General features: G+C 48.3%; 10 protein-coding genes. 5 read left to right on the plus strand and 5 right to left on the minus strand.

The features are described 5' to 3' along the window. Positions 1 to 573 precede the first annotated feature (573 nt). The 5 genes from ACFQDL_RS31280 (at position 574) to ACFQDL_RS31300 (ending at position 7,443) form a co-directional block, all read left to right on the plus strand. Positions 574 to 2,340: a hypothetical protein gene (locus tag ACFQDL_RS31280; protein WP_379913707.1), complete on the plus strand. Its 1,767-nt coding sequence runs from the start codon at positions 574 to 576 to the stop codon at positions 2,338 to 2,340. Between the two features lie 97 nt (positions 2,341 to 2,437). Then, complete coding sequence (locus tag ACFQDL_RS31285; protein WP_379913709.1) at positions 2,438 to 3,076, plus strand: hypothetical protein; 639 nt, start codon at positions 2,438 to 2,440, stop codon at positions 3,074 to 3,076. A 105-nt stretch (positions 3,077 to 3,181) separates the two neighbouring features. Beyond that, positions 3,182 to 3,925: a hypothetical protein gene (locus tag ACFQDL_RS31290; protein WP_379913711.1), complete on the plus strand. Its 744-nt coding sequence runs from the start codon at positions 3,182 to 3,184 to the stop codon at positions 3,923 to 3,925. A gap of 96 nt (positions 3,926 to 4,021) precedes the next feature. Continuing rightward, positions 4,022 to 4,741, plus strand: coding sequence for a hypothetical protein (locus ACFQDL_RS31295; protein WP_379913713.1), 720 nt, complete (start codon positions 4,022 to 4,024; stop codon positions 4,739 to 4,741). Positions 4,742 to 5,643: 902 nt separating this feature from the next. Next, positions 5,644 to 7,443 carry an ATP-dependent nuclease gene (locus ACFQDL_RS31300; RefSeq protein WP_379913715.1) on the plus strand — a complete coding sequence of 600 codons (1,800 nt, stop codon included), beginning with the start codon at positions 5,644 to 5,646 and terminating at the stop codon, positions 7,441 to 7,443. A 183-nt stretch (positions 7,444 to 7,626) separates the two neighbouring features. On the opposite strand, the gene ACFQDL_RS31305 is transcribed toward ACFQDL_RS31300, so the two are convergent. The 5 genes from ACFQDL_RS31305 to ACFQDL_RS31325 form a co-directional block, all read right to left on the minus strand. Next, positions 7,627 to 10,731: a type III restriction-modification system endonuclease gene (locus tag ACFQDL_RS31305; protein ID WP_379913717.1), complete on the minus strand. Its 3,105-nt coding sequence runs from the start codon at positions 10,729 to 10,731 to the stop codon at positions 7,627 to 7,629. Between the two features lie 116 nt (positions 10,732 to 10,847). Continuing rightward, positions 10,848 to 12,353 (minus strand): ATP-binding protein, encoded by a 1,506-nt coding sequence (locus ACFQDL_RS31310; protein ID WP_379914194.1) that lies wholly within the window; start codon positions 12,351 to 12,353, stop codon positions 10,848 to 10,850. Beyond that, a complete protein-coding gene (locus ACFQDL_RS31315) occupies positions 12,335 to 12,505 on the minus strand; it encodes a hypothetical protein (RefSeq protein ID WP_379913719.1) in 171 nt (56 codons plus the stop codon). Before ACFQDL_RS31315 ends, ACFQDL_RS31310 begins: the two co-directional genes overlap by 19 nt. A 9-nt stretch (positions 12,506 to 12,514) precedes the next feature. Continuing rightward, on the minus strand, positions 12,515 to 13,510 hold the full coding sequence (locus tag ACFQDL_RS31320; RefSeq protein WP_379913721.1) for a DNA methyltransferase: 996 nt from the start codon (positions 13,508 to 13,510) through the stop codon (positions 12,515 to 12,517). After that, a complete protein-coding gene (locus tag ACFQDL_RS31325; RefSeq protein WP_379913723.1) occupies positions 13,507 to 14,379 on the minus strand; it encodes a site-specific DNA-methyltransferase in 873 nt (290 codons plus the stop codon). Before ACFQDL_RS31325 ends, ACFQDL_RS31320 begins: the two co-directional genes overlap by 4 nt.

Genomic DNA, 14,379 nt, shown 5'->3' on the forward strand with positions numbered 1-14,379 from the left:
GGGCTACTATGGGCCGCATTCGACATGCAGCGGTGTTCGGAATTCGGGGTTAGAGTACCAATTCGTAGGTGTGGGTCCGCGCTGTGTCAATGTGACCTTCTTGGTTGCCTCGATTAGAACTCGGGTGGCAGGTCGCGTACCAACTCGAAGCGAAGAGTAAATTGGCGGTGTCGGTATAAGCGGAAAAAACAGAAGTTCGAATCTTGGGTAATGGAAGTCTGGTGGCTAAGTGCCCAAAGGGGACATTGCCCATCTCAAGCGAATGCGATCGATAGATCTACCATCAACTATGCGGCTCTTCGCTTGAACGCTGGCAATCGCCTCGAATTTGTATAAGAATCAGACGAATAGATGACCTGATGCAGCCTTTCTCAACATACTTTTTGATTCGGATTGTTGAGAATAGCTATACCTTATAGAAGGAGTAGAAGCTCAATGGATGGAATTTTATCTTTGGTTATCAGGTATTTATATATGGTATAGACAGTCCGTCAAAGATTAGAAGGTACACCTTCTAGTAAGTATTATGAGGTCTAAGACCTCATTAACAGATGTTAGCAAGGAGGCAGGATAGTGCCAGAAAGACTCAGATTGACTAAGAATGCACAATTTTACAGAGTCAATGAGCCTGTAGAGGATGAATTGGTTAGAAATATCCTCGACACTGCCTCTAATAATATGACTCCCGATAGTGGATTTGTAATTGATCAATTTAGGCAGGAACGGAATGTAAGTGAACTAAATTTAAGCTTTGTCTATTCAGCCAGGGTATTTCCTTCCAGTCGGCCAGTTTACTTCTTGGACGATGATTTCGAAGACAAGATTTATGCATTCATATTGATCATTGAGATTGGCGACTACCTTGCTGTTCTAAAGAAGAGCTGTGCCAACATATTCGATCTGATGGATGAAAACTTTACGCTTGTCGGCAGTAAGGAGTTTTCATCGTCATTCTCTGATGATGATGTAGAATTTCAGAGGTTGGCGCTTAGAAATATGACGGTTTCAGATCGCGCAATGAGATCTAGATCGTATGAGGCGGCTGACTTAAAAGGATTGCTTTCTACTCATTCAGCAGGTAGGTCAATTCCCTATTACTTTAAGCTCCGACAAGGAGCCAAGACCAGATCTATATCAGGAACTGGTCGGGTTGTTGAATCGTCTAGTAGAGAAACAATCGAAAATATCGCTGCATGGGCTTCCGAGCAGATCAATCTAATAGAATCTCCTAGCAATACAAACTTCTTAGATGCTTTCGCAAGTAAAGTGGAGCTAAATGAAGTCCTAACGATTTGCTCGCCTAATGCCATCCTTATAGAGAGCTCTTCTTTGTTTGACCGTCTGAAAAAGGACGGTGTCGAAGTAAAATATAAAACAAAGAAGAGGAAAGTTATCAGCGTTTCTAATCGCGTCTACAAAAAACTAGAGTCTTCACTAGAGAAAGTGTACGAGATAGATTCAGATTTAAACATCATCGATGTTAATGACGGTTCTCGGATTCGAGTCAACAAAAAAAGCCTGACTTTATATGCAAAATATCTTGCAAAGTTCCGTGTGTCTGAAAACGGGAAGTTAATAACCCTTCAAAAGTATATTGTTAAGCATGGATTCTATAGCGTTACTTTTGACGACCCGAAATACATGTACTTTATGGGGGCGTGTTTCGAAGATTCTTCTGGCATTTCCGAGATCGACAACATCATCGAGATTCTTCAACCAATAGAATTAATGCCTGTCGTCAAATCGGAGAAAGGCAGTTTTACGGTAGAAAGCGAAAATTTCACAGGAGATTCGATGTTTGATGCCGTTGAAAAAATTTATGCCGACGATGATTTTATATTCTGTGACGATCTAGGTGATGAGTGGGCTGACCATATAACCTTTAATAAGGAGAACTCAAACATATGCTTTATTCACTCAAAACATGGTGATCCAAGCACATCAGCCAGCAACTTACATGATGTCGTAGGCCAGGGGATTAAGAATCTTGGAAACATGTATTTTAATGCGAATACTATGTTGTCGAAATTAGATAAAACGCTTAAGAAAGATTACAAGTCAGGAAAAGGTGTTCAGACAAAAATACCGAGGATACGAAAGGGTAATATCGATGCTTTTGAAGGATATCTGGCGAACTTGCTTAAGGATTACAAGCTCAATCGTAGCTGCGTCTTATGCTGTTCGTTCCTTTCGATTTCAGGTGTTACAGAGGAGTTTAATAAAATAAAAGAAGGTAAGCCTGTAAGAGGTAATGTTGTCCAGCTATTATGGATTATTTCTTCCTTCGCGCATGCGGTCAAAGATATGAACGCAAGGCCAATAATATACTGCGCTGAGTAATATTGCTAATAAGGCGCTGCTGTCGGACAAATTTTTCGCTGCGCTGCAAATTTGCCGCAGAGCGCGGCGTTAGTCATCAAAGGAGGCGCAGAATCAAATGATCGAATGGGGCTATTCGACGACTTTCCCGAACGAAAGAGCAGCAAAACTATTGGCGCCATCAACCATTGGGACAATTGCGAATCGGATAGCAGCAGAAATGGAGATCACGTGCTGTCACTTCCAAACCTGCCATGACCATTCGGATTTCGGACGCGTGGTTTACTGCATCCGCGTTTCTGAAGATTTGTTCGATCTTTTCTTCAATTCCCCGCATGGTTACCGAGGAGCGTACTACCGCAGTCGAGGTGAAGGGATAAACGCAAACGCTGTTTTCATTAGTACCCTTGCACCAAAGCTAATTGCGAGGTCGGCGCCCGGAGCATCGATGGAGGAGCTTACTCGAATTCGCGAATCGCTATCGTCGTTATCAGCCAAGTCTTGGCTTGCGGAGAATGCCCTTGGTCTTTGCCCTGAATGCGAGGGTGAGTGGGGGAATCCTACAGATTTCTGCGCCGACATCATCAATGGTCGGTGGGAACACGGTGATTCAGGGCCTCAATGCAGTGGGCGCAAAGCTCCACAGCTAACGAAAATTCGTATCTTTGGAGCCTTCCTCGATGATCGCAACAATGAGTTTATCCCTCGCCGCAAACGAAACCGAGCGCAGGATATTCACTCATTTGGATGGTCATGAAGACTAACACTACGCTGCAACCGACCAGCCAAAAGCTGCGCTTTTGCCTGTCGGCTGATCTTCGACGTTCTTTGTAAGGCTAGGCTTAAGTCTCAGGGTATATTTATGACATTAAATCTAAGTAGACTTCCAAAAATTTCAGCTCTTAATTTTACAGATCAGCTGATGTCTTCGTTAGTAATACAGACTGAAACCGTGATTGGAGAAGAAATAAATAGGTTTTTGCAGAATGGTCCTGAGACCATAGAGATTGAAATCGCAAAAGAAGAAGGGATCTTTCAGTATATTGATTATTATTGCGGTCTTACCGATCAAGATGTCATGCTTAACGAAGCCTTTACAGAATATTTTCCAAGCTTAAGCCGTCGCTCAGCATTTCAAACAATATATGGAGTTTATGAAGTTGAACTACAGGCTCTTTGTCAAGCGTATCAAAGCGAACTGGGTGGAAAAAAGTTTGATAATTTCGATGGGTCAGGAGTTGTTAAAGTTCATAATTTCATAAAGAAATACTTCCCAAATCTTGAGCATAATCCAGAATGGAAACTCGTGGACAAGCTTCGAATTCTTAGGAATAACTGTGTCCATAACAACGGATGCGTTTATAAGAAAAACAAAGAAATAAAAGAAATTGCAGACCTTATCGAAAATAACCCCAATCTTTTTCATCACAACGGACCAAAATTTCTTGATCAGCATGGTAATGAAGAATTTTACAATGACGGCTCTCCACGGAGAGCTGGCAGATTCATGATTTTTGAAAAGGGCAGCTTAAAATTTGTGGTTGATACATTTAAAGCTTATGTTGAAGTGCTCAATCATGAATATTTGTCCCATAAAAACACATAACAAGTTGTAGCACTTCAGCCGCTATGCGGCTCGGAGCTCTACAAGCTACGCTTGTTTAGGCTAGTGTGTAAAACGTTGTATTCCAGGGAGGTTAAAATGGCTTGCAAAGGTTGTGATAGGGACATCAAGCTCATTAAGGCACATGCTATTCCTGAAGCATTCTTTGTGGGGTTGCGTAATGAGCAAGATCCACCACGCGTGATCACTGATACCGCAGGCGTGTTTCCAAAAAGGGCCCCAATCGGCATATACGATAACGGAATTTTGTGCAGAGACTGTGAAGATATGTTCCAGAAAGTAGATGATTACGGTCAAAAGCTTTTACTTCAGGACGAAGAAAATCATGTAGAACTCAAGCACAATGGACGTGTTGACGGGTATAAAGTAGAACAGGTAGATTATAAGTTGTTAAAATTATTTGTTCTAAGTGTTTTGTGGCGTGCATCGGTTTCCACACAGCCATTCTACGCAAAAGTTGCTCTCGGTCCATACGAAGAAGAGATTAAGAAACTAATATGGAGCTCTGATGCTGGAAAAAATGATCAATTTAGCTTCGTAGTTTCAAAGTTTAGGGGCGCGGGTGTAGGAAGGACAATTCTAGATCCACACAGGGAAAGATGGGAAGGTATAAACTATTATCGTTTATATATGTATGGGTATGTATTTTATATAAAGGTAGATAAGAGGCCAACTCCAAAATTATTTCGTGACTTTGTGTTGTTTGATGGAGAACCGCTGATAATAATTGGTCGTGATATTCATAATTCTAAAGAATATCCAGTAATGCTGTCTGTAGTTAAAAAATCGAGAAGCTGAAATATAATAAGAGTAAGCACGTGCCCCAAAAGCCTACGGCTTTTCGGTCGGGTGTTACATGCGTTCTGTCCGGTTTGTGCCGTGAACGACCGTCTCGGTTGCGTGCGCCGGACGGCGATTAGTAGTGATGTCAGTTTTGAGGTTACAGCTGACAAACGCGCTCTCGTAAACGGTCGTTTATGAGAACACCCCCCGACAGCCTTGAAAAGATCCCGTCTGTGACCTTCAAGGGGTGCCACATAGCGCTGATAAACAGTGCCATTTAGCGATCAAAGTGTCATTTTCAGAAGACGATTGCACCAACTGACTGGGCGTAATGCCCGGTGTGCACTCGGCTTCTGACAGCCTACTATCAGGAGTCGCCTGCACGAATCTCCATTATGCTCAACACACCTGTGCACGAAAGTGAGGTCAGGGAATGTGTCTTTTCAGAAGGTGACTGCGCCGGTTTCCTGGCTGAAACCACCGGTGTGCACAGGGCTACTGACATCATAAGTGTTCTGCAGGGACAGCAGAGGGTGGCATCTGAGCAACGGACTGAAATCAGCTATGGCATAATGAATAGGAAGAACCAGCGGATTATGAGTTTGCAGGGTACATCGGAACCTAGGAAAAACAAGGGAGGGGTAGCGTAAGCTAGGTGAATAAAAAGCATTTTAGTAACAGTAACTTAGCGTAGTTTTAGGTAAGTGTCCCAAGATTGTGAGTGTACCGGTACTGTACCGCCAGATGCTGGTTACGGTACTATTTGGGTGTGCCAAACACTGCCGTTCGTACCTTGAGAGTCGACAAGCTGTCTTCAGAGGGGGCGCAAAGGCGCTTCAAACATCAAATTGGCAGTAGATGAGGGAGTTTGCCTCTCTCACATCGCAGGGATTCATAAGTCAAAGGAAGGAACCGCCATGCATCGTGTTAGCTGCATTCATATTGAAAATTTCAGAGCCTGCCGCAAAGTCACCCTTCCACTGGACAGCTATACCCCACTGGTTGGGCAGAACAATGCAGGGAAATCAACTATATTGGAAGCCATCCGCTGGGTATTGAAACCGAGCGCTCTAAAACAGACTGACTTTAAGAGTCCTAATGAACCTGTAGTGGTTGCAGCCTGTGTAGATGGTATCGATGCGGATGTGTTGGGGCTGATTCCTCACGAAAGACATCGTCAGGCTATTGAACCTTACTGCCGTGAGGGGCGACTGTGGATTCGGGTAACATCAACTGGTACCAGTGCCAAGTCCACCACACAGGAAGTTTGGCAAGTCGAGGAGTGTCCCCAGGAAGGCGTTCCCGAATATTGGCGAACTTATCCTTCCGGTCTTCCTCAGGCGGTTACGGCTCTGTTGCCTGAGCCGCTTCATGTTTTGGCTATGCACGATATTGGCGAAGATTTAGGCAAAGCAAAGTCTGGAACGACGATCAAGGGGCTGTTGGATGAAATCATGAAGCCGTTACTGGCGGCTCATGATGAGTTGACGACAGCGCTCGACACCATTCGCAGTGTGCTGACAACGGATGGCGATCAACGCTCAGAGCACCTCAAACAATTTGATTCAAGTGCCACAGGTGCCCTAGAGCATTTCTTTCCAGGTTTGGCTCTAGACTTGGATTTGCAGGTTGTAGACGTCAAGGAATTCTTCAAGGCGGGGGACTTGCATGTCACAGATACGGTTAGCGGTGACCGACGACGTTTCGACCAGATGGGTACCGGAGCTCAACGTGCGATACAGATGGCACTAATCCGATACTTGGCTGATGTTCGTCGTGCCGAGGATGACTTGCTTTCTCGCCGCCTGCTGTTGATTGATGAGCCAGAACTATACTTGCACCCGCAAGGCGTGCGGCGGCTGCGGGAAGCTCTGAATACACTTTCGACTTCAGGTTTTCAGGTGGTGCTCTCCACCCACTCGCCACTGATGCTGAACCGTGATAACGCAGCCAATACGGTTATTGTGGGCAACACGGCAGACGATGGTGTGACAGCCCGCAAACCGCTTCGCCAGGCCGTCCATGAGGCTATAGAAGGAGCCGAGAGTCAGTCGCAAACCCTGTTTGAACTGGGCAATCTGGTCGATATCTATTTTGCAGATCGGGTTGTGCTTTGCGAGGGAAAAACGGACAGGAGACTGCTGCCGCTGGCTTACGAAAGGCTATACCAGCGTTCACCAGACCTGGACCACATTACTTTTGTATCGGTTGGAGGGTGTAATAATTTCGCCAAGGCTTTGTCAGTGTTGAGAGCTATGGATATTAGAGCCTGTGCTATAGCTGATCTAGACTTTGCCTACAACCATGCTAGAAGGGCTGAATTATTGGAGCGTGATGGGGGTGACCTGATCGCCGCCAAGGCCGTTCTGAATCGATTGCAGCAGGAGCATGGTTTCACACTGGGTGGTAATGGATTGCCTCAAAAATGCAGCCAATGGATGGCATCGGACATTTGGGCCTGCTTTGCAGCAGACGAGGAAGGCGGGAGTATTGCTCAAAGCAGCCATGAAGCCTTGAAACATTCTCACGTCTGGGCCTGGCCACAAGGTTGTATTGAACAGGTGACGGGAGCGGATGACAAAGGTGAAGACGCCATTATTGAACAGGAGCAGAAGTTGCGCACGATGACAGTATCTGAGATTGAAACACAGATGCCTGTTTTTAAAGAGTGCTTTGACTGGATTAAGAACTTGCAAGCTACTTCTCAGTATCAGTGAGACCAGAGAGAATGTGGCTTTATGTAGATTATATTACTTGTTGTAACAAAGAATAAATAGCATGGCTTTCCGGTTGTGGACAGAGTTTCTCCTTGCAACATACCGCACCACATTAATAGAAGAGAATAACCGGAAGCGATAGGGCCAGGCGGATCAGCCGCCTCTGGCCCTGAAAGTACCGGCTCAAACTTGCGCTGTTTGGCCCACTAGGTCCATCAGCTTGGCGTAGTCGGTGACAACGTCATATTTCACCTTGTCGTGGGTGATCTGCTGACTGATCTCATCGAAGAATTTTCTCGCACATTCGATTTTTGTTTTCTCGATCTCGCGCAGTTTCAATGACGACATTGTGCCTTTGGTTTCGGCCACGAAGTAGATGTGGCGCACGCTGCCGTTTCGGAATGAGATCGCCCAGTCCGGGTTGTAATCGCCAACCGGGGTTGGGATCAGGAAGCCGCGTGGAAGTTTTGCGTAGACCACGACTTCGTTACTGGTATCCAGCTCTTTGACGAATTCACGCTCCACCGCTGAATCGGTGATTGCGTAGTCGTATACATGGTTCTTCAGCTTGGTAGAAGCGCGTGAGAAGTCCTGGCCGGTCTGGTTTGCCATGAATATATCGACATCATAGCGTTCGTCTACTTCGTCATAGGCCAGGCGCTCAATGACCATGGCAGCTTTTTGCTCGGTAATCAGTCGGCTGGCTTCCGCTATGAAGTGCTCCGGGTTTTGCTGGAACTGCTTGAAAACAGCTGGCTGAATCCCTCGAAGTATCGCTGCAGCCGTTTTCCGGGTCAGCTGGGTGTTTTCTGCCACCTTGCCCAACAGGTCGTATTGGACCAGTGAGTGAATGGAGTCACCGTACTCCGTAGCGGTGTCTTCAACCTTGAAGCCTTCTCCCTTGCGAAGCTGTTCGTCAGTCAGCCCGTCTTGTTGGATGCCCTTGCGCACTGTGTATTGCAGGGGCGTTACCCGCAGCTCTGCATCCAGCGCACCGGTGCATTTGCGGATCAGTTCGTCAGAATCAAAGTCGACCTTGTATACCGCTTTGCGATTGATCCGCTCCCAGAGTGCCCGAAATTCCTGCTTGTCGAAGTTAGCATTGAGCGGATTGGTTTTCGGCTTTCGGCCGTCATCCACTTTGGGCAACTGAGCATCGCTGAAGACGCTATCGATCAGCTCGAATATTTGATCAGCATAGGGTTGAAGATCGTCCGGAAACGCTGACAGGGTACCATCTTCCTTGGCCTGGTGGTAAAGGTCGGCAATATGATCCGCGTCGTCGGTGTAATCGTTCTTCAGCAGGTAGCGGTAGATCTGCTTGGCCATGACGGCAGTGACTTCAACATCGCCGTCTTTAGTATTCAGTACCTTGCCGGTGAAGAAGTCTTCATTGGCCTGGCGTGGGCGCACGGTTAATGTCTCGGTAATTTCCTGCTGAAGGCCTGCCACAAAGTCCTTGTAGCTCTCGCTGGCGATTACCGTCAGTACGTTGATGTCATGTACCACGGCAGGGTGGTCCATGCGATCACCATGCTTGTCCACTGCCAGGCGCAGGCCACGGCCGACTTCCTGGCGGCGTGAAATGGTGTTGTCACTGTGCTTGAGCATGCACATGACGAACACATTGGGGTTATCCCAGCCTTCACGCAGTGCTGAGTGGGAGAAGATAAAGCGCGTTGGCTCCTCGAATGACAGCAGGCGTTCCTTGTTCTTCAGGATCAGGTCATAGGCATCCACATCATCCGAATCAACCGCTTTGGCGCCCACTTTCGGGTCTTTGAGCCGGTTGGTCTTCTTGTCGATGGAGAAGTAGCCGTTATGGGTTTTATCGGCTTCAATCCGGTCCAGGTGCTTGCGGTACGCTTCGTTATCGATTGCCAGTTCAGAAAGGTACTCATCCTTCAGCAGTTGGTACTCTTCCTCGAAGATACGCGCATACTCGCCGTTCTCATCGTCCTGGTCGTAGTCACGGTATTTGACCACTTCGTCGATGAAGAACAGCGACAGCACCTTGATTCCCTGAGCGAAGAGCTGCTTTTCCCGGTCCAGGTGGGCCTTGATAGTCTCGCGGATCTGGATACGGCGTACATCTCGCTCGGAGACATCTCCGTTGGCTTCACCGGCCTTCAACACAATGCCATTGGTAAATTCAACGATATCGTTGTTATAGTCGATCTGGCTGATCGTGAAGCCATCTCGGTACTGGTCCAATTCACCGGATTCAACGAACAAGTCGTCACGGAACTCCAAGCGGCGCAGTTGTCGCTTGATCTCGCCGGACTTCAGTTTCACTTCAAGCTCGATGCGAGCCACCGGAGCCTTCTTTGATATATCGATCCCTTCCAGGTACAGATAGGCGTTGGTTCCGGCCAGCCCGCGAGTCTGGATGCCCCGTACCGCAATCTTTTTCACCAGCTTCTGGTTGTAGGCATCCAGGGCGTCCAATCGGTGTATGCGGTTATGCTGGGTTTTGTGGGTGGCCGAGTAGCGCAGGATCATCAGCGGGTTGAACCGGGGCAGAGCCTCTTGAGTGGCCTTGCCCTCCATCTTTTGAGGTTCATCCAGAATCAAGATCGGTCGGTTGGCCGAGATCACGTCAATCGGTTTGCGTGACTGGAAATCATCCAGTTCGTCATAAATACGTCTGTTGTCTGCACCACGCGCATTGAATGCCTGGATGTTCATCACCATCACGTTGACTCCGGCATCCGACGAGAAACTTTCCAGCTCATGCAGGCGCTTGGAGTTGTAGATGAAGAAACGGGCCTTCTTGCCGTAGCCCTCGGTGAAGTGGTCGGCGGTGATCTGCAGCGACTTGTACACGCCTTCACGGATAGCGACAGAAGGCACCATGATGATGAACTTGCTCCAGCCATAGCGCTTGTTCATCTCAAAAATGGTCTTGATGTAGCAATAGGTCTTGCCGGTACCGGTTTCCATCTCAACATCGAGATGCAGCCTTGTCGCTGCCAGTGCCTGTTTTCTGTAATCCGCCTTGACCGGAACCCGGTTGCCTTTGTTGTCGAAGGTGGTGAAGTCGGTCAATGCCTGAGAGACAGGCAGGTTCTGGTGGCGTTGTACTTTCTGGATGTTTTCCAGCACCTGTGCTTCGTTCAGGGCAAGGTCCGTGTTCTTGAAACCCTCTTCGTAGGCGCTCGCCTGTTTCTTACTGCCCGGGTCAATGCGATAGGTAATGCCATCCTGTTTGGGTTGTCCGGCAAAGCAGTCCACCACGGACTCAACAGCATTGGTCTGGTAGGCCTGGGTTTTGAATTTGAGCTTCATGGCATTCCTTTCTGCAGTCTTTCTGCATTTCTTTCTGCAAAATCTCACTCTATATTTTTGCAGAAAGATGTAACTGTTTGTTATCTATGATATTTTTTGTTCTGTTGCTGTCTTTTTCATTCTGCAAGCGTCCATAGAGGCTTGCCACGGGAGCCCGCATTATGAATGCGCCCATGGCGTCGAAGCTTGGTCAGCAAGTTACCGATTTTGTTACGCTTTTGCTCTGTCGACAGCCCGTCACTAAGCTTATCCATCAACAGCTTGTCAATCTCGTCTCTGCCGGCCTGTCCAAACTTTTGCAGATAGTCCGTCAGTAGCTTGGCGTAGAACTCATCATCCTGGGCGCGGGTGCGGATGTAGTCGGCCTTGTCTGACGTTGCCTTGGCTACTTTCGCTGAGACGTACAGGTTTGGCTTGCGGCCCTCGATCAGTCCGGTGCGCCGTAGCCGGGTAACGGCCTCATCAGGAATCGGCAGTTTTTTCTGCACGCGGTCCAGTGCCAGAATATCGGCCAGCGGGAGGTCTGTTTTCTGGATCAGCAAGCGGCTGTATGCAGGATCAACCACGCCCCCGTAGATGGTCAATTTCACTGCCCCTGGTTCACTCAGGTCATAGTCTGGCATGGGAAAATAGCGTTTGGCCTGGCGTGCATACATGTCGTGTATGCCGTACCCCATGGTGTCGATCATGTTGAGCTCTGCCATGGCCTGAGCCAGGAAGGGGTTCCTGTAACGGCGCGGAACCCGGTTGCCTTCCATGTAATCACTGGGTTCACCTTCAAAAAAGATGCCCTCGTTCTCGAAGATCAATCGGTCGGGCTGCTCAACCACGATAACACGGGCATTACGGGTGTAGTCCTGATGCGCAATGCAGTTATGCAGGGCCTCCAGTACTATCTTCTGGTCGTACTTGGATAATTCGATAGGAAGCAGCTCATCCTGTGGCAGCAGACGCAACTGGATGTTGCGAATACGCTGATAAAGTTGCGAAGTGTTCAGCAGCAGAGGCGGAGAGAAGTGCTCATAGGCCCGCTCTGGCCCTTCCAGCTTCCAGGTCATCTGGGCTGGATGGGGTGAAAGCTTCCAGGCCGACTCAGCTTTACCCAATAACAAAAGGGCGGCGCGGGTGATTTGGCCGTTTTGAGTGATACGGGCGCGATCCAGGAAGACGGTTAGCGGCCAGCTCTCTACTTCTTCCGCAGTGAAGCGGTTGGCGTATTTCTGTGCAAAGGCTTCCCGAGCCTTGCGCAGTGCCGCCGGATCAAGATCATCCAGAGTTGCATTCGGTACCAGCTGGGCACTCCAGTCCTCAGCGATGGTTTGCTGACGGATCTCATCCTGCTTATCGAGTCCCAGGGATGTGAGACTCTCTCCCGCTCGGGCGTAGTAGTGTCCCTTCCAGGCGATAGGGATACCACATGGGGCTGCCGGTATTTCAAACAGCACCACACGGCCTGCCGGGTCTTGCAGGACGTGGATGTTGCGAAAGGTCACACTGGGCTCGGTGCATTGGGCGATCTGTTGTTTCAGCCCGTGCAGGCGTTCAGAAGCCTCGCGGTAGCGGGTGCCTGCGATACTGCGTGTCTTGTTGTTAACGCCAAATATCAGCCAGGCACTTTCCAGCCCCTCAGGTTGGCTTCGTTACTCAGCGCCGAAAAGTACTCACCAATCTTGTCGGTTTTGTAATCTTCATCAGCCTGCTTGAACTCCACCACCTCGTTTTCCCAGGTGCTGATCAGTTGCTCCAGCAGGGCGCTTAGCTCGGTTGGCTGCATGCGCTGACCTCAGATCGCTTTGACTTCTGTCGTGGGTGAAAGCTGACGGAAGATCTGCTCGACATTGATCTTCACCGCATCCGACTCGAAGCCGTTATCACGGAACACCACGCGCAGCGGCTCGGACCTGGCCAGCTCTTTGACCAATTCTTCGCTGACACCCTGATCGAAGCAGGCCACCAGTGCATTTTCATCCACAAAGAAGACGGTCTTGCCCTGAATCGTTTCACGGCGGATCGGCAGCGTCAGGTCTACGCCCCAGTCAACCAGTACCTGGAACAGCAGGTCTTCTGCCGTGCGGTCCGGTTTGACGTTATCGACAGCGTCCCATAGGTCCTCTTGTGATACTTGGTCGGGGCGGTAATAAATATCTTTCATATTCGATTCGTCTAGTTTGAGAACCCGAAAGCCCGGATACTTACCCTCATATTCCTGAAGCTCATTAATAACATTCACCAAGCGCAACCGGCCCATATCGAATATGGTTTTCATTTTTGACTCAGGAATGCGGAGCGGTTCGGCGATCTGCACGCCAATAAACCGCCTGTTTCCGCCGTCCGTGCGATTTTGTTCAAGTACGGCATGCGCGGTAGGGGCACTGCCACTGAAAAAATCCATTACAATGGCGTTTTCATCGGGCTTTGTAGCCAGTTGCACGATCCGCTGAAGCAATGCTACAGGCTTAACTGAGTTAAGAACGTTTTCTGTATTCTCAAAAGGTACATATTTGAGCAGAGTCTTCTTGGCATCTTGTGTGTGACCAACATCTTCATAGAACCAAAGTGTCTGAGGTGTACGGCCAGACGAAACTTCTGATAGAAATTTCTTCACAGCAGGTGAATTATTACCATCTTTTCCCCACCATATCCTGTTATCAGCATCGAGAGCTAAAAACTTCTCTTTGCTGATACGCCAATATGTGCCGGTAGGTGGGCCATCTATCTTCCGCCCTGACGGAGAGACGATAGGATATATTCCAGCGTCGTAAGGATTACGAGCAGTCATATTTTCGGCTTTCCATGCCCCCTGGTGTCGTTATCAGGGTTTTTATACCTGGCTTCCATTTCCTCTGTTCTTGGAAGTGCATTAGGAAACCAAGCCTCTCTGTTCTTGGCAAAGACCAGAATAAAATCGTGATCCTCAGAAAACCACTTTGCTGAATTTTTAGGAGCATATACTTTTTGCCAAACAATAGTGGCTATGAAATTTGATTCCCCAAAAACTTCATTGCCCAATTTACGAAGATTATCTACTTCATTATCATCAATGGAGATGAAAACCACGCCGTCATCGGCCAGCAAGTTTTTAGCAAGGCGCAGCCTTGGGTAAAGCATTGATAGCCAGTCTGAATGAAAACGGCCGTTTGCCTCCGTGTTAGCAACTAAACGGCTGCCCTCTGCATCTCGCTGCCCAGAAGCATCCAGATATTCACCAGTCTCTTTTGAGTAATCATCGTCGTAGATGAAGTCCCGGCCGGTATTGTAGGGAGGATCGATGTAAATGAGCTTTACCCGTCCGAGGAAAGATTCCTGAAGCACCTTAAGGACTTCAAGATTGTCGCCTTCAATCAGCAAGTTATTGGCGTTGTCAAAATCTATACTTTCATCCCGTGCAGGGCATAGCGTTTTCAAACAGGCCTTATTCGCTGTAACCAAAGCCTCCCGCTTACCCGGCCAGTCCAGCCGATACCGCTCCTGCGGCCCTTCTACAATGTGATCACTGAGTTCTTGCTTTAACTGGTCAAAATCGACGGCCAGACGCAGTTCGCCGGTGGTTTCATCCCGAGCTTCCGTTACGCAGCCGGGAAACAGGTCGCGGATCTTGGCGATATTGTCCTGACTCAGGTCAGGGCTGTGCATCTTCAATTTTTCCAT

Origin of the sequence: Marinobacterium aestuariivivens (genome assembly GCF_042661465.1) — a bacterium.
Lineage (GTDB): Bacteria > Pseudomonadota > Gammaproteobacteria > Pseudomonadales > Balneatricaceae > Marinobacterium_A > Marinobacterium_A aestuariivivens.